At 44.0% G+C, this 19,575-nt stretch carries 21 protein-coding genes; 14 read left to right on the top strand and 7 right to left on the bottom strand.

Going from position 1 to position 19,575, the window contains the following annotated elements:
• From NXH67_RS02060 to NXH67_RS02080, 5 genes are all read left to right on the top strand, one after another.
• Positions 1 to 2,178, top strand: coding sequence for an ATP-binding cassette domain-containing protein (locus NXH67_RS02060; protein ID WP_272796202.1), 2,178 nt, complete (start codon positions 1 to 3; stop codon positions 2,176 to 2,178).
• Positions 2,179 to 2,207: 29 nt separating this feature from the next.
• Positions 2,208 to 2,828, top strand: a complete 621-nt coding sequence (locus NXH67_RS02065; protein WP_272796203.1) for a hypothetical protein — start codon at positions 2,208 to 2,210, stop codon at positions 2,826 to 2,828.
• 37 nt (positions 2,829 to 2,865) lie between these two features.
• Complete coding sequence (locus tag NXH67_RS02070; protein WP_022778377.1) at positions 2,866 to 3,162, top strand: STAS domain-containing protein; 297 nt, start codon at positions 2,866 to 2,868, stop codon at positions 3,160 to 3,162.
• A 13-nt stretch (positions 3,163 to 3,175) separates the two neighbouring features.
• Complete coding sequence (locus NXH67_RS02075; RefSeq protein ID WP_272796204.1) at positions 3,176 to 3,583, top strand: ATP-binding protein; 408 nt, start codon at positions 3,176 to 3,178, stop codon at positions 3,581 to 3,583.
• 121 nt (positions 3,584 to 3,704) lie between these two features.
• Positions 3,705 to 4,001 carry a hypothetical protein gene (locus NXH67_RS02080; RefSeq protein WP_022778379.1) on the top strand — a complete coding sequence of 99 codons (297 nt, stop codon included), beginning with the start codon at positions 3,705 to 3,707 and terminating at the stop codon, positions 3,999 to 4,001.
• Positions 4,002 to 4,070: 69 nt separating this feature from the next.
• On the opposite strand, the gene NXH67_RS02085 is transcribed toward NXH67_RS02080, so the two are convergent.
• Complete coding sequence (locus NXH67_RS02085) at positions 4,071 to 4,247, bottom strand: hypothetical protein (protein ID WP_022778380.1); 177 nt, start codon at positions 4,245 to 4,247, stop codon at positions 4,071 to 4,073.
• Between the two features lie 181 nt (positions 4,248 to 4,428).
• Here NXH67_RS02085 and NXH67_RS02090 point away from each other — a divergent pair, with 181 nt between their 5' ends.
• The 4 genes from NXH67_RS02090 to NXH67_RS02105 all read left to right on the top strand — a co-directional run bounded on the left by NXH67_RS02090 (position 4,429) and on the right by NXH67_RS02105 (position 7,406).
• Complete coding sequence (locus NXH67_RS02090; RefSeq protein WP_272796205.1) at positions 4,429 to 4,662, top strand: hypothetical protein; 234 nt, start codon at positions 4,429 to 4,431, stop codon at positions 4,660 to 4,662.
• Positions 4,663 to 4,776: 114 nt separating this feature from the next.
• Positions 4,777 to 5,646, top strand: coding sequence for a DegV family protein (locus NXH67_RS02095; protein WP_022778382.1), 870 nt, complete (start codon positions 4,777 to 4,779; stop codon positions 5,644 to 5,646).
• 97 nt (positions 5,647 to 5,743) lie between these two features.
• A complete protein-coding gene (locus NXH67_RS02100) occupies positions 5,744 to 6,667 on the top strand; it encodes an alpha/beta hydrolase (RefSeq protein WP_272796206.1) in 924 nt (307 codons plus the stop codon).
• A 94-nt stretch (positions 6,668 to 6,761) separates the two neighbouring features.
• On the top strand, positions 6,762 to 7,406 hold the full coding sequence (locus tag NXH67_RS02105) for a hypothetical protein (protein ID WP_272796207.1): 645 nt from the start codon (positions 6,762 to 6,764) through the stop codon (positions 7,404 to 7,406).
• A 36-nt stretch (positions 7,407 to 7,442) separates the two neighbouring features.
• On the opposite strand, the gene NXH67_RS02110 is transcribed toward NXH67_RS02105, so the two are convergent.
• The gene (locus tag NXH67_RS02110) at positions 7,443 to 8,768 is read right to left on the bottom strand and encodes an MATE family efflux transporter (RefSeq protein ID WP_022778385.1); all 1,326 of its coding nucleotides are present in this window, start codon (positions 8,766 to 8,768) and stop codon (positions 7,443 to 7,445) included.
• 151 nt (positions 8,769 to 8,919) lie between these two features.
• Here NXH67_RS02110 and NXH67_RS02115 point away from each other — a divergent pair, with 151 nt between their 5' ends.
• Genes NXH67_RS02115 through NXH67_RS02125 form a run of 3 tightly spaced genes read left to right on the top strand, consistent with a single transcriptional unit; the run spans position 8,920 to position 11,343 of the window.
• Positions 8,920 to 9,666, top strand: coding sequence for an HAD hydrolase-like protein (locus tag NXH67_RS02115; RefSeq protein WP_272796208.1), 747 nt, complete (start codon positions 8,920 to 8,922; stop codon positions 9,664 to 9,666).
• Positions 9,667 to 9,688: 22 nt separating this feature from the next.
• Positions 9,689 to 10,522, top strand: coding sequence for a putative ABC transporter permease (locus NXH67_RS02120; RefSeq protein WP_022778387.1), 834 nt, complete (start codon positions 9,689 to 9,691; stop codon positions 10,520 to 10,522).
• Complete coding sequence (locus NXH67_RS02125) at positions 10,519 to 11,343, top strand: MBL fold metallo-hydrolase (RefSeq protein ID WP_272796209.1); 825 nt, start codon at positions 10,519 to 10,521, stop codon at positions 11,341 to 11,343. The genes NXH67_RS02120 and NXH67_RS02125 overlap by 4 nt, the downstream gene beginning before the upstream one ends.
• On the opposite strand, the gene NXH67_RS02130 is transcribed toward NXH67_RS02125, so the two are convergent.
• Both NXH67_RS02130 and NXH67_RS02135 read right to left on the bottom strand, forming a co-directional pair.
• The gene (locus NXH67_RS02130) at positions 11,327 to 12,580 is read right to left on the bottom strand and encodes an ATP-binding protein (RefSeq protein WP_022778389.1); all 1,254 of its coding nucleotides are present in this window, start codon (positions 12,578 to 12,580) and stop codon (positions 11,327 to 11,329) included. The genes NXH67_RS02125 and NXH67_RS02130 overlap by 17 nt on opposite strands.
• Positions 12,577 to 13,284, bottom strand: coding sequence for a LytR/AlgR family response regulator transcription factor (locus NXH67_RS02135; protein WP_272796210.1), 708 nt, complete (start codon positions 13,282 to 13,284; stop codon positions 12,577 to 12,579). Before NXH67_RS02135 ends, NXH67_RS02130 begins: the two co-directional genes overlap by 4 nt.
• A 157-nt stretch (positions 13,285 to 13,441) precedes the next feature.
• Between NXH67_RS02135 and NXH67_RS02140 the strand changes: the two genes are divergently transcribed.
• Positions 13,442 to 16,300 carry a glycoside hydrolase family 3 C-terminal domain-containing protein gene (locus NXH67_RS02140; RefSeq protein WP_272796211.1) on the top strand — a complete coding sequence of 953 codons (2,859 nt, stop codon included), beginning with the start codon at positions 13,442 to 13,444 and terminating at the stop codon, positions 16,298 to 16,300.
• Between the two features lie 89 nt (positions 16,301 to 16,389).
• On the opposite strand, the gene NXH67_RS02145 is transcribed toward NXH67_RS02140, so the two are convergent.
• On the bottom strand, positions 16,390 to 17,073 hold the full coding sequence (locus NXH67_RS02145; protein WP_022778392.1) for a hypothetical protein: 684 nt from the start codon (positions 17,071 to 17,073) through the stop codon (positions 16,390 to 16,392).
• 184 nt (positions 17,074 to 17,257) lie between these two features.
• Between NXH67_RS02145 and NXH67_RS02150 the strand changes: the two genes are divergently transcribed.
• Complete coding sequence (locus NXH67_RS02150) at positions 17,258 to 17,542, top strand: acylphosphatase (RefSeq protein WP_022778393.1); 285 nt, start codon at positions 17,258 to 17,260, stop codon at positions 17,540 to 17,542.
• A gap of 2 nt (positions 17,543 to 17,544) precedes the next feature.
• Here NXH67_RS02150 and NXH67_RS02155 read toward each other — a convergent pair whose 3' ends face one another.
• The gene (locus NXH67_RS02155) at positions 17,545 to 18,834 is read right to left on the bottom strand and encodes a HAMP domain-containing sensor histidine kinase (RefSeq protein ID WP_272796212.1); all 1,290 of its coding nucleotides are present in this window, start codon (positions 18,832 to 18,834) and stop codon (positions 17,545 to 17,547) included.
• Between the two features lie 38 nt (positions 18,835 to 18,872).
• The gene (locus tag NXH67_RS02160; protein ID WP_330676558.1) at positions 18,873 to 19,565 is read right to left on the bottom strand and encodes a response regulator transcription factor; all 693 of its coding nucleotides are present in this window, start codon (positions 19,563 to 19,565) and stop codon (positions 18,873 to 18,875) included.
• Positions 19,566 to 19,575 lie beyond the last annotated feature (10 nt).

The raw sequence follows: 19,575 nt of genomic DNA on the forward strand, positions 1-19,575 counted from the left end.
GTGGGCTTTTTTGACGATCAGATAAGACAACGGAATAAAAACGATGAGGAGCTCTATAAGAGTTCCTTTGAAAAGCTTAGCCGCAAGGTTCTCGGAGACAGGACCGGTTCAGGGCGTACCGACCACAAATATACCCTGGAATCAGCGCTGGAGGACATTTTTGCTTTTTACGGGCATAAGTCTGTGGCAATTCCTGCGTATATCACGGATTTTAACAAAAAGATAGACTTTTGTACCAATTCCGTGGGAATGATGAAGAGGAAGATCACGTTAGAAGGCAGGTGGTATCTGGACAGCTTTGGCCCGCTGCTTACTCTTTTGCGAGGGACAGGAGATCCGGTAGTACTGTTTCCGATAGGTTTTACCGGTTACTATTTCTATGACAGAGAGACCGGCAAAAGGGTTGTGATAAACAAAAAGCGGCTGGATCTTCTTGATGAAACTGCCTACTGCTTTTATAATCCGCTTCCCTTAAAGAAACTGGGCATATCTGAACTTGTAAGTTATATGAAAAGCTGCGTTTCTTCCTATGATGTTGTTTTTTTCATTCTGGTAACCCTTATAGCTACCGGCATCAGCATGGTGACGCCTCAGTTATCCCTGGTTATGACCTCTATGGTTCTTGAGGAAAAGAGCATTAATCTACTTCTGGTTCTGGCGATTGCAATAGCAAGTGCCGAGCTTTTGTCGAATATTCTGGATTCGGTTAAAAAAGTCATTACCGCCAGAGTTAAATGGAAAGTTACGATTCCGGTGGAAGGAGCGGTCATTCACAGGATACTTTCGCTCCCTACAGCTTTTTTCAGGGATTACAGTGCAGGCGAACTGACCATAAGGGCAGGGAGCGTCAGTGCGATATGCGAGATGATCATCAGGGACCTGTTTAGCATGGGTATTACTTCGATTATCGCACTGATGTATGTGCTACAGATTTTCACGATAACTCCTTTGCTGGTGGTACCGGCGCTTCTAATAACTTTTGTTACGATATTGCACAATATCATATCCACTCTGGTGCAGATGAAGGTAACCAAAAAGCAGATGGAGCTGGCGGCAAGCGAATATGGTCTTACCTATGCGCTTATAAGCGGAATTCAGAAAATAAGACTGGCAGGTGCCGAGAAAAGAGCTTTTGCCAAATGGGCATCGGAGTATGCGGAGCAGGCAAGTCTTACTTATAACCCGCCACTGTTCCTTAAACTCAACAAAGTAATAAATATGGCGATATCGCTGACCGGAACCATTGTGCTGTATTATCTGGCCATTAAGGCGGGAGTGAAGGCAGCCAATTTCTATGCGTTTACGATTGTATACGGCTTTGTTGCCGAGGCCTTTTCCCAAATGGCTAAGGTGTCCCTGTCTCTGGCTGAGATAAGGCCTGTATTTGAACTGGCGGAGCCGATTCTTAAGGCAGAGCCGGAGATAAAGGAAAACAGGGGAGTTATTAAGCGCCTGTCAGGGTCAATTGAGTTCAACAGGGTTTCCTTCAGGTATTCAGACAACGAACCCTATCTGCTGAACGACTTTTCGCTGAAGATAAGGCCGGGAGATTATGTAGCTATCGTAGGAAAGACAGGCTGCGGCAAATCAACCCTGATCCGCCTTATTCTTGGCTTTGAGAAGCCCCGGAAGGGCGCTGTGTATATCGATGGTATGGACATCAGCAGAGTGAATATCCAGGCACTTCGAAGGAAAATAGGAAGCGTACTGCAGGATGGCAAGCTCTTTTTCGGGAACATATTTGAGAACATTGCGGTTGCCTCAGACAACCTTACCGAGGAGGAAGCCTGGGAAGCAGCTGAGATTGCAGGCATAGCAGATGATATTAAATCGATGCCTATGGGTATGAATACCGTCATTGCAGAAGGGCAGGGCGGCATATCCGGAGGGCAGAAACAAAGGATACTGATTGCAAGGGCTATAGCGTCAAAGCCAAAGATACTAATATTTGACGAAGCAACCAGTGCGTTGGATAATATTACTCAGAAGAAAATTTCGGATGCTCTTGATAATCTGAAATGTACGAGAATAGTAGTGGCGCACAGGCTTTCCACCATAAGGAACTGTAACAGGATAATGGTTCTTTCTGAAGGAAATATCATAGAAGAAGGGACTTATGATGAGCTTATGGAGCTAAGAGGAAGCTTCTATGAACTTGTTGAGAATCAGCAGCTGTGATATAGGGTTACATTTTTAGGAGGTTAATCATGGGAGACGAAAAGAAACAGAACATTTCCTTCGACAGGATCGATGAACAGATTGAAGGTTTTAATCTTGCCAAAAAAGACAGCCTTCATGTAAGGCTTCTGGTGGAGGAGACCCTTGGGATGCTGAGGGCAATGGCGGGGGATTATGACGCTGCCATTAAGCTTAATAAGGATGATGAGAAGACAGTGAGCATCGATGTTACGGTCAAGGCCGAGGATATCGATATTAACCGTAAAAAGGAACTTATAGAGGTTTCTACGGAGAAAACCAACGCCAAGGCCAAGGGCTTAATGGGTAAAATTGCAGAAATCATTGAGAATGGCCTTCTTAATTACGATAATGTCATGAAACTTCAGCAGGAATATGGCGGTGGTTACATTGATTATGGTACAATGGGAATGGGTGGAAGCGTTGATGTTATAGGTGACTCGGCGCTTGCCTGGTCTTTGTACGATTACAGAACGTCCCTGGAGGAAGAGGCAGAAGATAACGTTGCGGCCAAAGAGGCCTGGGATGAGCTTGAGAAGTCAATAGTGGCCAATCTTGCGAAAGATGTAAAGGTGGGCGTACAAAGGAATATTGTCGAGATGACAATTATCTGCGAATTAAGCGGTAAATGATAGCTTGGCAGAGATTATCTATGAGAGGAGAGAAAAAATGACAATCAACAAAACACTTAACGGAAACGCTCTTACAATCGGTCTGGAGGGAAGACTTGACACAACTACAGCACCGGCTCTTGATGACGAGCTTAAGACTGCGCTTGAGGGCGTAAATGCTCTTACTTTTGACCTGGCAAAGCTTGAGTACATTTCTTCAGCCGGACTTCGTGTTCTTCTGTCTGCTCAGAAGGTTATGAATAAGCAGGGTAATATGGTGGTTAAGAACGTAAGCGAAGAGATCAATGAGATATTTGAAGTAACAGGATTCGTTGACATTCTCAATATTGAATAAAAGGCAGAGAATAATGAAAGAGCTCATTGTTGAAGCTAAAACTGACAATCTTGACAGGGTTACAGCCTTTTTGGATGAGCAATTAGAGAGCATGGGATGTTCAATGAAGATTCAGATACAGCTGGATGTAGCTGTGGAAGAGATCTTCGTGAACATAGCCAGCTACGCCTACGAATCCGGCACGGGAGATGCCGTGATCAGGATCAGTCACGAAGATAATCCTGATCGGGCTGTAATTACGTTTATAGATGAGGGTATTCCTTATGATCCTCTTGCAAAGGAAGATCCTGACGTATCCTTGTCCGCAGAAGAGAGAGAAATCGGCGGGCTTGGTATTTTTATGGTGAAAAAAACCATGGATGATATGAAATATCAGAGACTTGATGGTAAGAATGTGCTTACACTGGTCAAGAACTTATGATATTTTGTGTTTTTTTCAACGTCTTTCAAAATTTTTTAAACTCATTTAATATTTGCCCGGCTGTCCGTATGATATAATTATCCTTAGCTAATGAGAGGTTGAACCCCAAAAGGAGGTTTATATGGCGGACTCTAGAAGTGATCTTATTAATCAGCTGGCAGCAAGTATGGGTGCGGGAGATTATGCTAAGACGAGGTTTGAGGAATCCAGATTTGATCCTGAAACCGGTACTTTGTATTGTGACGGATATGTTATTTCGAAGAGTGTGATCGATGAAGCATTACAGCATTTTAAGCTGATGCAAAATAAATGTGATATGAGTGATCCGGCTTCAAGACATATGGCAATGATATACAAAACGGCAATTGAGGGCATCAAGAAGCTTCAGGAGGGCGAAAAGCCTGGAACTAAAAAATAACGCGAATTATTAAAAGCTCTTATCCTTGGGATAAGAGCTTTTTTATATGCACGTATTGGCGCATGTTTCTTACAGAAAAATAAGTACTGCGACGGAAACAAGGGCAATAATTCCAATGGACATGGATATGATCCTGTTTCTGATGGTCGTGACATCAACATATTTTCCGTTGTAATTGACGGTCTCAATCACCTTTTTTGATGAATTCTTAATGTAATCGTTATCTGAGGGTCTGATATTCTCCATTGGCATTGTCCTCCATATATGGTGAATATCTTATACCATAATTGTGACTAATATCTGTTTCCCATATAAAGTATTCATAAAAAAAATCTAATAAAAAAATGTCTAAATGCAGTATAATATAGTATGGGAATGTGCCGAAATACGCAAATTGCTATTACTTATATCCGTTGAGGGTTAGTGCATGGGCAAATTTCAGAGAAACTACATCCCCCCAATCAATGATGATGATAGAGAGTACGTTCTGGAGAATTTTGACAGAACGCTTAAGGAAGGCTGGATACAGGTGTATAACCAGCCTATTATTCGTGCTGCCAATGGCAAAGTAAGCGATGAGGAGGCACTTGCAAGATGGTGTGATCCCATAATCGGAGTCATGGAGGCGGAATGGCTCGCTATCAAGGGGACAGAAATGTAGCCAACGTTTTTGAAAGAGCTGACGTTGCTATGTACGAGAACAAAAAAATACTTAAAGCAGCAGTTAATTAATTGTGTTATACTTAGTTATTATTGCTTAAAGTGGAGGTTTTTTATGGGCTTTAGTTTTGTGGTGTTCGCAGATGGTTGTGCGAACCTTCCTAAGGATATGCTTGAAGGCATCAGGCTTATTCCGAATGAGTATTTATTGGATGATATTCCACAGACATATTCAGGAGATATTGATCATTTTGATGGTCATGCATTTTATGAGGATTTACGTAATGGGAAGGTTGCTAAGACCTCTCTTTTGAATTCACATTTATTTGAGACTTCTTTTAGACCTGCTCTCGAAGAGGGACAGGATATTATCTATATTTCCATGAGTTCGGGTATCAGCGGAACCTATAATGCAGCCAGAATTGCTGCGGAAGAGCTTATGGAGGAGTTTCCGGACAGATTCATTCATATTGTGGATTCCCATGGCTGCGGATTTGGCAACGGAATTCTCGCTGTTCGAGGGGCGAAGCTTGCCAAGAACGGAACTGATGTAAGAGAAGCGGCAAGGCTTCTTGACGAGGATGTTCCTCATATGTGCCAGTATTTTACTGTAGGAGATCTGAATTTCCTTAGAAGAACCGGCAGAGTCAGCGGCGTAGCTTCAACAATCGGTAATGTTCTTAATATCAAGCCGATTCTCTACGGAGATCATACAGGACACATCGTATCCTGCGTCAAGGCAAGAGGCCGCAGTCAGGCGATACGTACTCTTGCTAAGAAATATGAGGAGAAGGTGATGGATATACCGGATCAGCAGGTATGCATCTCCCACGGTGACTGCCTTGAGGATGCAAAACTCCTAAGGGATCTGGTTCTGGAGATTACTCCTAATGTACCTGTTACAATAGCTCAGCACGAGCCATTTTCAGGTGCCCATGTTGGACCTGATATGTTGGGATTATTCTTCTATGGCAAGGAGCGATAAGACCTGTCGCAGTATATAAGTAATTTGTGACCAAAGAGTCTGATCTTATCAAGGTCAGGCTCTTATTGTTAAGTAGGCGAAATGAAGGGAGTAGATTATGATAATTGCTGTTATTATAACAGTCCTGATTATAGCTGTGGCCTATGCTCTGGCGGCATATGCTGTAAGAGGCAAGCGTTGTAGTCTTGAGGAGACTGCCGAAATAGAGAGAAAAGATGATCCACAGGGAGCTGCATTTATAGGTAAGGGCACTCCATATACTATAAATGGTTATGAGGGCTATGTTCTTCATGCTGAGCATATCAAGTCGGAATGCGGGGATGGGAAGCATTTTGTAATTCTTACCCATGGATTTTCATCAACCAGGCACGGAGCACTTAAGTATGTTCCCATATTCATCAAGAGAGGTTACGACTGCATCATCTATGATCTGAGGGGACACGGCGAGAATCTGTTTGGTGACAGCACGAAGATGCCGGCACGCATCGGCAGGAAACATATATGTACTTTCAGTAAAAAAGAATGTCGGGACCTTCTGTGTGTTATAAGGGATACAAGGGAGCGATACGGTAAGGACATTCTTCTTGGACTACATGGAGAGTCTCTTGGAGCCGCTTCTACGATCTCTGCGTTAAGATACAAACCGGATGTTGCCTTTGCGGTAGAAGACTGCGGCTTTGCGGACATTATCAATGTGCAGAAGGTTGGCCTTAAAAATATGCATTTGCCGCCTTTTCTTGTGTATTTTGCCTCTGTTGCAGCCGGTATTATCTATGGGTACTTCTTTACAAGCGTCAAGCCGGAAACAGCAATCACCGATAATGAAGTGCCACTACTTATCATGCATGGCGAAGCGGATGACTTCATTGTTCCGGATAATGCAAGACGCATCTACGAAGCTCAAAAGGGATATAAGCGGATTGAACTTTTTGAAGGAGCAGGACATGCAATGTCACGATTCGCTTCACCTGACAGGTATGAGCAGATCGTTAATGAATTTCTGGATGAACAGGGATTTTGAGCAGTAAAAATGACTATTTCCCATATATTTGTAATATAATGATACTTGGTTTGAATCAAGGCATTCTATTACTACATAATTGTTGGGAGGCAGTATGGACAAATTGCTTGAAATCATCAATGGGAAGCACAAATTAAAAGAGCTTGGATCTCAGGGGTTCTCCGGGCTCAAGGTCAAGGGGATGACCTTCACCATGAACTCCTATGAAGCAGAAGGATTGGGGTACGTTTCCACTATGGTGGCGAAGGGATTCTTTGGACTTCTTCGCATGGATACGCTCATTATCAATCCAATTGTTATTGATCTACCTCTTTTTTCTTATGACAGGATATTCGCCTTTGGAAAAGATAAGGCAATGCTTGAGTTCTACGATACTATGGTCGAAAAGACCTCTCTGGATAAGCTTCATCCCATCAAGGAAAAGAATCTTAAATACGTATTTACTGAGGAAGCAAAACCTGCCTGGTACGACGATGTCAGACTTCCGGAAACAGTGAGCTATCAGGGAAAAAAGGCAGATACCGAGACCTTTGATGAGATCTGCAGAGAGTACTATAAGACTTTTCTTGAGATTGATGCACCAAAGGTTACGGACTACGATGCCAAAGCTAAGAAAATTGACTATTACGTGGACGGCCTTTTGAACAACGGAGGCCCTGCAACCGACGTATTTGTTCAGAAATTCGGCAAGGAAAAGACCACAGAGCTGTTAAAAAAGGTACTTTTTCTCAGAAAATAGTAAGTGTTATTAAATCATATGGCTCTTGGCCGGGAATCAGACTGCTGTTCCGACCCGGAGCCATTTTCCTTTGAAATAATAGATAATAAATACGATGGAGCTAACTGACCAGGTCAGTGGATAAGCCCAGAATATCACATTAACCACAGGAATGATCCTGACGATTATGGTGATATAGGTAATTCTAAGAAGACACCAGCTGGAGAGCATAACAATCATGGGAATGGTTGTCTTGCCGGCTCCTCGGTAGATTCCTGCGAGGCAGTGGCTAAGGGCTAACAGACAGAAGAACAGGCTCTCGGTCCTTGCCTGGGTAGTGCCTATGCCAAGAACAACCTCCTCATTGGAAAACATCCTGAGGAAAACAGGTGCATAAATATAGACAAGAACGCCAATAAGTTCTGCGCAGCCGATACTGATGGCACTTCCGATAATGCTTCCCTTCTTGACTCTGTCAATCTCACCGGCGCCAAGATTCTGGCTTACGAAGGTGGTAAGAGCCATGCACATGCAGGTTATAGGCAGGAATACAAAGCCCTCGAGCTTAAAGTAACTGCCGCAGGCCGCCATGGCGACGGAGCCGAAGGCGTTGATATTGGACTGAACCACAACGTTTCCTATAGCTATAACGCTGTTCTGGATTCCTGTAGGGAAACCGATCCGAAGCTCCCTGGCAAGGACGTCCTTGTTGATCCTTAGCTTGCGGATGTAGATCCTATGCGGGCCATCCACTCTTGTAAGCTTTGAAAATGCCAAAAAGGCACTGACAAACTGTGCGATAATAGTTGCGAAGGCGGCTCCGCCAATGCCAAATCCAAGGAATTTAACGAAGGTGATATCGAGAATAGTATTGAGAACCGTACTAACCATCAGGTAGTGCAGGGGACGCTTGGAATCGCCCATAGCCTGAAAAACACCACAGCAGGCGCTGTAGAGGATGTTTCCAAGGCCTCCCAGGAAATATATCTTGAAATACAAAACCGAATTCTGCATAACATCGGCAGGAGTTCCCATCCATCCAAGAAGGATAGGGGTAAAGAAATAGCCCCATACCGTCATTACAAGTCCCATTATAATAGCAAATGTTATCCCTGTGTGAGTTGCCACTTCTACGCTCTTATAATCCTTAGCGCCATAGCTCTTACCGATGATAACGCTGTTACCCATGAACAGGCCGTTGATAAATCCGACCATAAGAAAAATAAGGCTACCGGTTGTACTAACCGCAGCCAGAGCTTCTTTTCCAAGTACGTTGCCTACAACAACAGAATCAACAACATTGTACAGCTGCTGAAGGAGTTGCCCGAAAAACAGCGGAATGGCAAACGTCACCAGATTTTTTGTAATTGACCCCTTTGTCATAGCACAAAAAAATTTAAGCCTCCCTTAAGAATACAAAACCATTATAATATACATACCAAATTAACTCACGTCAAATCATTTTTTGATGTGAGTTTTTCATTTTTTGGTCTTTGTATTATACTTAAACAATAGTCAGAAGTAAGGAGATTTTATGATAAGAGCAGTACTTTGGGATTTGGATAACACACTTTTGGATTTTGACGTGGCTGAGTGGGAGGCTCTTTCGACCGATTTTCGTGAATTCGGATTGGGAGAGTTTACCAAGGAAATGCTACAGGAGTACATGGTGATAAACAGAAGGCGCTGGCAGGCCCTTGAGCGCGGCGAGATGGAGAAACAAGAGGTTCTTGAGGGGCGCTTTCGTGAGTTCTTTGCACTTCTTGGAATGGATACTTCCATAGCAGCGGCATTTAATGACAGATATCAGGTGCTTCTGGGTGAGACGATCTGCTTTAGGGATAATTCTTATGAGCTTCTTGCAGGTTATAAAGGTAAGATTCTTCAGTGCATGGCCTCAAACGGAACCAAGAAGGCCCAGACCGGTAAGCTTGGAAACTCAGGATTTGACAAGATCTTCGATCTTAAGTTTATTTCCGAGGAAATAGGTGCAGAGAAGCCTTCCGTAGATTTTTTCGCACCCTGCTTTGCCGAGATTGATAAATGGCTCAAGGAGCATGAGAGCGACCTGCCATATTCAGAGGGCAAATACCTTGGACCCATAAAGCAGGATGAGATGATAATAATAGGAGATTCGCTTACCAGCGATATTCTAGGAGGTAATAATGCAGGTATCAAGTGCTGCTGGTACAATCCAAAGGGACTTCCGCTGGACAGAGACGTAAGAATCGACTATGAGATTAAAAATCTGCAAGAAATCAAGGAAATTCTTAACCTTTAATATGTGTATATAGGAGAGTCTGATGATAATCGCACAGTATTTTGTAGAATTTGTTTTTTACAGTTTTCTTGGATGGGTATGGGAGTCTATATATTGCTCCGCCAAGGAGCGCAAATGGGCTGACAGAGGATTTTTGTTCGGGCCTATCTGTCCAATATATGGATCTTGCGTCGTTGTAACATCCGCGTTATTTAGTTTGCTTGATTTTCTGTCTTCTCCGGATTTTCCAATCTGGGGGATATTTATCATATGCTATCTCGGAAGCGCCGTTGCGGAATATGTCACTTCCTGGATCCTGGAAAAAAGATTCCACGCCAGATGGTGGGACTACAGCACAATTCCTCTTAATATCAACGGAAGGATCTGTGTTCCGGTGAGTATCGCATTCGGACTTGCGGGAGTAGCGGTGGTTAAGTTCCTGATACCTGCGGTTGAAGGTGTTCATGCCGTTGTCAGCCCTGTTGTTTATGAGGTTCTTGCCATTATTTTCGCCATGATATTCGGAGCAGATTACGCTCTTACCGAGGCCAGCCTGTCAGCCCTTCTTAAGAACGTTGAGAAGATGCATGAGGAGTTTAATTTAAAGGCCCAGGAGCGCTATGAGATGGTAGCTTCCGCACCCAAACGCCTTGAGCAGAAGATCATGGAAGAGAAGGAAAACGCAGAGGCAAGGCAGCACCTGCTTGTTAAGGCCTATGCCGAGAAATTGTCCCTCAACCAAAAAAGACTTCTTCTTGGAATCAAGAAATTCATGCCAAAGCCCGGATTTGAGCAGCCTGAGGTTAACCGTATTCCACTTATTGGAATCACCGATGAACTCAGAGACAAGGTACGTGAATTAAGGAAAAAGAAATGAGAATAGTTAATCTTATCGAGAATACCGAGGGAAATAATGGCTGCAGCTGTGCTCACGGACTATCTTTTTACATTGAGACCGGGGAGCATAGGCTTCTTATGGATTTTGGACCTTCTGAGGTTACGCTTTCCAACGCCGGAGTACTGGGAATTGATCTTGCAGCAGTGGATGTGGCAATCTTAAGTCACGGACATTATGATCATTCAGGAGGAATAATTCCTTTTGCGGAGCTTAACAGTAAGGCACCTATTTATATGCAGAGGGGAGCTACCGGCGATTATTACTCCGAGGGGAGCGAAGGCTACAGATACATTGGTATTGATAAGAATATTGCTAAGCTTCCACAGGTAAGATTTGTTGAGGGGGATTACATCATTGATGACGAACTCTCATTATTTGTTGTAGATAAAAGAGTGAGAGACATTCCTTTTACCAACTCAAGACTTAAGATAAAAAGAGAAAATGAATTTCTTCAGGACGATTTCTCTCATGAACAAGCGCTTGTTATTAAATCAGAGGGCAAAACTGTGCTGTTGTCAGGTTGTGCTCACAACGGAATTATTAACTTCATGGAAGCATATAAGGCAAAATACGGTGAGGAGCCGGATATAGCCATCAGCGGCTTTCATCTTGTTAAGAAGACCGAGTACTCACCGGAGCAGATGCGCGAGATAACTGCTACTGCAGAGGCTCTTACAGCATATAGGTCGCAGTTCTATACCTGTCACTGTACAGGAATCACAGCCTATGAAGCTATGAAAAACATCATGGGCGGGCAGCTGGAATATATCCATTCCGGTGATGCTATAGAGATTCTTTAAGTGGAAGCAGGATATTTACATGGAAAACATCCTCATCGGCGTTGATAGTGAGGTTACCGTGATATTTCTCAATAAGGTAACGCACGCTTTTTAAGCCATAGCCGTGGAGATGTGCATCTTCCTTGGTTGAAACCGGAAGTCCGTTATTGAACGTAAGCCTGCTGTCATAATAGTTTTCTATCAAAATATGAACAAAGTCATTGCGGCGTCTGATGGTCAGCGAGATCATCCGGCGCTCTTTATTTTGCAGGGAAGAGACCGCTTCTATGGCATTGGACAGGAGATTACCAAAGAGCGAGTATACATCCGCGGTGTCCATGTGACTAAGGAGCTGACCATCCGCCATACAGGTGAATTGAATATCGTGGCTGCTGCAATACAGAGATTTTTCAGTGAGGATCGTATCAAGGGCGTGGTTGTAGGTGGCAATTTCCGCATCGAAGGTCTGAAGGAATTTGTCCGCCTGTTGCTTAAAGGATCCCACTTCGTCGGCATTTCTTCTAAGGAAATACTTAAGGTCATGGCAATACATGTTAAGCATTTCCATATTCTTCATGGAATCATCGTAGTGCTGTCTGTCGTTGGCGATTATCTGATCCAGAACAAGAACTTCCTGCTCCATCCTGGTTTTTTCGAATAAGCCAAGCTGCAGAGCAAGAGTCAAAAAAGAACAGATGATTGAGTAAATTGAAGTGATGGTTATGAGTCTTACATCCGATGCGTAGTTCATTCTGTAGGAATTAAGGAATGTGGTGGAAAACATGGCTACAAGTGCGATTGCCGTAAGATAGACATAGTTTTCCTTAAGCTCAAAGTTCAGTCCGATCTTCTTGGTGATCAGGAAGTATTCACCCACAAATACGAAGATGAAAACCACGATAATAAGGCCAAAGGAATAATTCAGATCCTGGAAAACAGAGCCCACAAGGGTCATGGCAGAATAGCCCATATGCTGAAGGGTAAGCCCCGCGGCGCCCCAAAAAAGTGCGGAGAGGAAGTTCAGTTTGAAGCAGACTGTTATACCGATAACCAGCAGGAAAAACTGCAGAACATAGGTAAAAGTATCAAATTGCTCCGGGATAAGTCCCCACAGAAAGTTAAAACCGGCAAGAACAAAGAGGGTCAGGATGAGCCTCAGAGGGAAATATTTTCTTTTTTCCTGATAAAAAAGAAGTATGCCGGTGGTGGCGAGTAGCTCTACCAGCACTATAAAAGGTGAAAGGTGAAAGGCTATCATAGCTGTCCTCCTAGGTAATTCGTCAGTTCATTTACAAATAGCTTGCGTTTGGGGCGGCTGATGGGAAGGACGTGGGGCCCCACTTTTACGTCATTTCCCTCTATTCCGGTGACAAGGCGAAGGTTCACCAGGTATCCGTTGTTGCATCTTCTGAAATCGTATTTGTACAGTTCTTCTTCTGCGTCGGAAATGGTTCCTCTTACGTCGTATTCGCCACGGGTCGTATGGTAGTAGAGACGGTGAGACAGAACTTCCACATAGTACAATTCTTCGGTTGAGAAGGTGTGAAGCTGCCCCTTTGACAGAATCGTAATGGTCTTTTTGTCCTGCTGATGGACAAGGGCCAGAACCTTGGGAATCTTAAGCCTGAAGGCATCGGCCTTAAGCGGCTTAAGGATGTAATCCATGGCGTTAACCTCATAGCCTGCGATGGCATAGTGGGCCAGGTTGGTCAGGAAGATGAGGATGACGTTATTGTCTTTTTGTCTTAGCTTTTTGGCGGTATCCATGCCGTTAATACCATCCAGCTCAATATCCATGAATACCATCTGAAACTGCCCCTGATAGCTTGCAAGGAAAGCTTCACCGGTGGTATAGGTCTCTATATGAAACTGCTCACCTGCTGCATTAAAATAAGAGCTGGCTATATCGGTAAACAGCTTGGCATCTGCGTTATCGTTTTCAACCAATGCAATATTCAGCATGAAAACCTCCTTAATTACGTTACAAAAAGATTATACCATAGGAAAAATTCGAATTTTGACAAAAGAGGGATTCAAAATGACAGGATAGGACATTTTGTTGAAACTCAAAATTTTTTTGCCTAAAATGCGATTTATCGAAAAAAGGGAGGTAATAAAAATGTTAACTGTAAACATGGCGGACGTGATCAACGTACTCAAGCTGATCGCTCCATATCTGATCGCACTAGGGGTAGTGCTGGTAGCTGCAATTGCAGTAGTTATTATTGCCGGCAGAAGAGAGAAGGCTACGCGCTTCATGATGCGCAGACAGTCTCTGCTCGCACTCCTTCTTGCTATTGTGGCAATAGCTAACCTGATCTGCTTTGGCCCTATGTCAAACATGATCACACTTGCAACCGGAAACGGTGAAATCAGCGACAAGACAATTGATGAAGCAAGAGCTTTATCTGAGGATGTCGCAGGAGAAGGAATCGTACTTCTTGAGAATAAAGGAATTCTTCCTTTAAGCCAGAAAAAGCTCAACGTATTCGGCTGGTCCTCAACCAATCCTTATTACGGTGGAACCGGTTCAGGCGGATTCTCAGCAGATTTCGAGACCACATCACTTCTTGACGGTCTTCATCAGGCAGGATTCGAAACCAACCAGGAGCTTTCTGATTTCTACACAGCTTACAGAACAGACAGACCTGAGATCGGACTGTTTGGTCAGGACTGGACTCTTCCTGAGCCTGCACTTTCAACTTATCCGGAACAGATGCTTGAAAATGCCAAGAATTATTCAGACACAGCTGTTATTGTATTTGCCCGTTCCGGCGGTGAGGGCGCAGACCTTCCCAAGGACATGACAGCTGAGGGACTTACATATAATCAGAATTCCACTGAGTATAACGATTTCTCAGAAGGCCAGCATATCCTTCAGCTCAGCAAGACAGAGAGAGATCTCTTTGATACAGTTTGCGGAAGCTATGAGAATGTAATTGTTGTTTACACAGGTGCCAACACCTTCGAGATGTCTTTTGTGGATGAATATCCCAGCATCAAGGGACTTATCTGGTGCCAGGGTCTTGGACAGGGCGGTTTCCCTGCTCTCGGCGATATCTTAAGCGGAGAGAAGAACCCTTCAGGTAAGACTTCCGATACATTTGTAAGACATATTGATAAGTCACCCTGGTTCAACAACTTCGGTGATTATGCATTTGACAACGTTGATGAGTTCACACTTGATTCAGGTGATATGTACCTTGGAGTAAGCAAGCCTCACTTCGTTAACTACGTAGAGGGAATCTATGTAGGCTACAGATTCTACGAGACAGCTGCTGTTGAAGGTCTTATCAATTATGATGAGGAGGTTCAGTATCCTTTCGGTTACGGACTTTCTTACACAACCTTCGAGCAGAAGATGGGAGACCTCACAGCAGAGAACGGAACAATTTCTGTTTCCGTAACAGTAACAAATACAGGCTCTGTTGCAGGTAAATCCGCTGTAGAGCTCTATGATACACCACCTTATACCAACGGCGGTATTGAGAAGGCTGCAGTTAATCTTGTTGCTTTTGAGAAAACAGATCTTCTTCAGCCCGGTAACTCACAGACACTTACACTTTCATTTACTGAGGAATCACTTGCATCCTACGATGACAAGAACGCAAAGAGCTATGTTCTTGAGGCAGGTGACTATGTGATCTCACTCAGAGCAGATGCTCATACAGTTATTGATGAAAAGACTTATACAGTAGATTCAACCGTTGTATTTGACGAGTCAAACAAGCGCTCTTCAGACAGCGTGGCAGCAACCAACCATTTTGATTCAGCACTCGGCACCGCAACATATTTATCAAGAGCAGATCATTTTGCCAACTATGAAGAGGCAACTGCTGCACCTGCAAGTTATTCAATGTCAGATGAGGCTAAGGCTGAGTATGTATGCAATCTTAATTACAATCCTACAGCATACAATAACGACAGTGATGTAATGCCTGTAACAGGCGCAGATAACGGACTTAAGCTTGAGGACTTAAGAGGAGCTTCCTACGATGATGAGAGATGGGAGCAGCTCCTTGATCAGCTCAAGGTATCCGAGATGGTATCTCTTGTAGGTCTTGGCGGTTACCAGACTCTTGAGGTTCCTTCAGTACAGAAGGCCAGAACAACAGACTGCGACGGCCCTGCATCAATCACCAACAACTTTACCGGCAAATATTCAATCGGTATGCCATCATCCGTAACACTTGCCTGCACCTTCAACAAAAAGCTTGGCTATGAATATGGCCATATCATGGGTAAGATGTGCGATGAGATGGATGCTTCAGGTTGGTATGCACCTGCCATCAATACCCACAGAGCTGCCCTTGGCGGACGTGAGTTTGAATATGTTTCAGAGGACGGACTTCTCTCAGGAACAATGATCGCACAGGAAGTTATCGCCGCAAAGGAATTCGGCGTATACAGCTACATCAAGCACTTTGCTATGAACGATCAGGAGACTAACCGTTGGAACATGGTTTCCATCTGGGCTCCCGAGCAGGCAATCAGAGAAATTTACTTGAAGCCCTTCGAGATCGCAGTAAAAGAGGGTGGCGCACAGGCCGTAATGAGCTCCTACAGCTACATCGGACCTCACTGGTCAGGTGCAAATGACAGCCTTCTTAACAAGGTTCTCCGTGATGAGTGGGGCTTCAGAGGAATGGTTATCACTGACTACTTCCTTGGCGCTAACTTCATGGATGCAGACGCTGCCATCAGAAACGGTAACGACCTTATGCTCGTAGCTTATGAGATGGGCGACAACACCGTTAACGATCAGACCAGCGCTACAGGAATCAAGGCTCTCAGAACAGCAGCCAAGAACATCATGTACACTGTTGTTAACAGCCGTGCTTACGAGCCTGAGAACCTTCACACAGGTCTCTACAGCTGGCAGATTGCTTTCATTGTTGTGGATATTATCCTTGCTGCACTTCTGATCTTCCTTGAGCTTAAGGCAATTCGCAAGTTCAAAGAACTGAAGAAAGCATAATTTAACCAAATACGTACTTCAATTATAAAAGGGGTTCACACGATAGTGGTGTGAACCCCTTTTAATTTATAAATAATGGCTGATATTTATTAGACTACAGTAAGCAGTTTATTCTTAATGCAGACCTTGGCTGCGAAGATCTTTTCTACGGAATCAGCAAAAGCAACGGTGATCTTGCCTGCGGCAACAGTCTTAACTACGCCCTCTCCGTATTTTACGTGTGAGACGGTGCTACCCTCGGGATAGACCTCTTTGATCTCGTCGTCGGACAGCTCAGGCTCCACAACCTTGGGTGCAACTACTACGGGAGCTGCTACCTTGGATTTGCTCTTGGGCTTATAAGTATCGTTCTCGCAGAGGCAGTCCAGAATAAGGACAAGATTCTCATTGGTAAAAAATACTATCTCATGAGGCAGATTTTTCTCGGTTTCATTTAGCTGCAGGAGACGGTTACCGTTTTTGATAAACAGAACAGCCTTGCTTCCTACTTCTTCATAGCCTGAGATTACATCTTCAATCTCGTCCTTGTCGTTCTCTCTAAGGACGATTGCCAGGTTTTCGGATTCTGCCATTCTCTTGATGGCGTTATAATCTTTTTCTGTGGCATGAATCTGGTAACGGTTATATAAAAGTGTATTTACATTCAAAATTGAACCGCGATCGCCGAACTGGCAGATCTTGTTAAGATCCTCATCACGCTTCATTATCATCTTCAGTCCTTTGTCCTGAATGATCTCACATACTTCTTCGTAAGAGTATAACTGGTTATCCATTTGTCTAATCTTCCTTTTCTCAAAAAATGCACAGAAATGTATATTACAACAAGGAAAGGAACCTTTCAATATGGAATAATTGACCATTTTGTTGAGGTTTTTGGACAAAAAATTTATGTTATATATAATAGAAAATGCAAATTCGTCAAAAATGGAAAAAAACCGAAATGATAAGGGAAAAAATATGTCAGATTATGATGAAAAGATAATAAGAAAAGCCATAACGGTCTATGGTTCGGTTCAGGGCGTAGGCTTCAGATACAGAACAATTCACGCTGCCGGTCTGGTGGGTGCCACCGGCTGGGTGAAAAACAACCCGGACGGCTCCGTCTCCATGGAGATCCAGGGGACGGAAGCGCAGATAGATAAGGTGTTTCAGATGGTAGAGCAGGGAACCTTCATATCCATTGAGTCTATGAAGGTAACATCCATGCCAATCATCGAAAAAGAATACGGATTTAAATCTTAAAGTTATACCTTTCTAAGAAGCAGCTCCACGACAAAGCCGTTGTCGTTGTAATATTCCATACCGCCGCCTTGCTTGTTCATATAGGTTTTACACAGATACATGCCAAGGCCATAACCTGATTTGTTAGAAGCGTTCTTGCCTCTGTAGTATTTTTCCGCAAGAAGCGGCAGATCATCCTTGTCGGCACCGGGGCCGTTATCCCGGATCTTAATCTTGATGAAGCGGCCGTTTTTGCCGTTTTCCATGAGGATATCCTCGGTCTCCGAGAAGGATACAGTGATATCGGTGCCTGCATATTTGGCGGAGTTATCGATGATATTGCCAATTACCTGCTCCATACGCTGTCTGTCCATGTAGACAAGGCATGGGTAGATATGATTCTCCAGAATGATGTTTCCGAAGGTGGACAGGTTCTTTATATGCTCCTCAAGAATTGTTGTGTTTTCTTCGCTTACATTTATTTCAATCTTTTCCATCTCTTCGAGGTTAGCATGCATAACATCGCTCATGAGATTGCTTACGTTTGCGGCCTTGGAAGAGATGATCCTTACTTTGTCCAGTGTATCGTCGCATTCTGCTATCTGCGACTGCGTGGAGGCGTCTTGGGACGGGGCAGAGGACAGTTCCTTAAGTTTTCTTGAAAATTTGAGTTCCAGAACCTCGCAGGTTGCATTGATAACAGCAAGGGGAGTCTTGATATCATGGGACAGACCCTGAATCAGCTCTTTTCTTGCAATCTCAGCCTTGCGCTCCCTGTCCATGGAGAGTTTTATCTGCTCGCGCATCATGTCAAAGCCTTCAACGAAGCTTCCGAACATATTTGTTTTGTGAATGGGAAGAGGTTTATCAAGCTCTCCTTTGGCGATATCAGAGGCAAAATCCTTAAGTTCTTCAATGGGATTCAAAAAGACTGTATACATATAGAGCATTAGCAGATATCCGCAGACAAGAACCGCCATCCACAGAAGGACAGAGGCTGTCAGGAACTTGTATCTGCTGCTGTTAAAGTTCTCCTCTCTGTCGTTCCAGGCGACCTTGCCCACATATTCATCATTCACCGCAAGGTCCATAACAAGGGCACCTTTGGTGTAGAGATCTGCCAGCTCGGGATCATTGATCTTGGTAGACATGACAATAAGACAGGAGTATCTGGCCTCCACATCGGCTTCAGGCACTCCCTCCTCAAGGTCTTTCTCCACCCGGTGAAGAAGGTCGTTGTAATAGACAATGTCTCTTTTGCCATATTCAGTCTTGCGACTTAGATTACCGAAGAAGATAAGGGTGATTATCATAAATATGGTAAAAGAAATAAAGATGCGCTTTAGACTTTTCATGACAGTTCCAGAATATACCCCGTTCCCCAAACAGTTTTGATGAGCTTTGGCTCATTTGGATTTTCTTCAATCTTCTCCCGTAGTTTCCTTATATGGACGTTTAGCGTGCTGTCACTGAAAAAGGTATCTCCCCAGACTTCATCGAAGAGGACCTCCTTCTTGACTATGGTGTCGTGGTGCTTGTAGAGACAGTCCAAAAGAGCATACTCCTTGGCTTTTAGGGGAATGCTCTTTCCATCTATTATTACGGACATGGTAGGATAGTCCATAAGAAATCCGGTATCAGTATCTGCAGTGTCAGCTACAGGGCTGTGTGCCTGCAGAGCGCCTGCATTCTTCATCTGCTCAATTCGCTTAAGGTTAACCTTGACCTTGGCCAGAAGAACAGAGAGGCTGTAGGGCTTTTTGATATAGTCGTCACCGCCGATGGACAGGGCGATGAGAACATCGTCGTCGCTCTGTCTTGCGCTTATAAACAGTATGGGAAGCTGCATATCTTCGCGGAGCTTCTTGCATACTTCGAAGCCTGAACCGTCACCCAGGTTAATGTCCAGAAGCACCAGGTCTGTGGTGTTACCTTCGTCAAAAAAGTTGTAGCAGGAGGTAGCGCTGTCCACATAGCAGGTGGAAACGTCGAACATCCTGAAGTATTCGGCGGTCATCTTCGCAAGTTCAATTTCATCATCCACAATAAGGCAG

Origin of the sequence: Butyrivibrio sp. DSM 10294, assembly GCF_028539135.1 — a bacterium.
Taxonomy (GTDB): domain Bacteria; phylum Bacillota; class Clostridia; order Lachnospirales; family Lachnospiraceae; genus Butyrivibrio.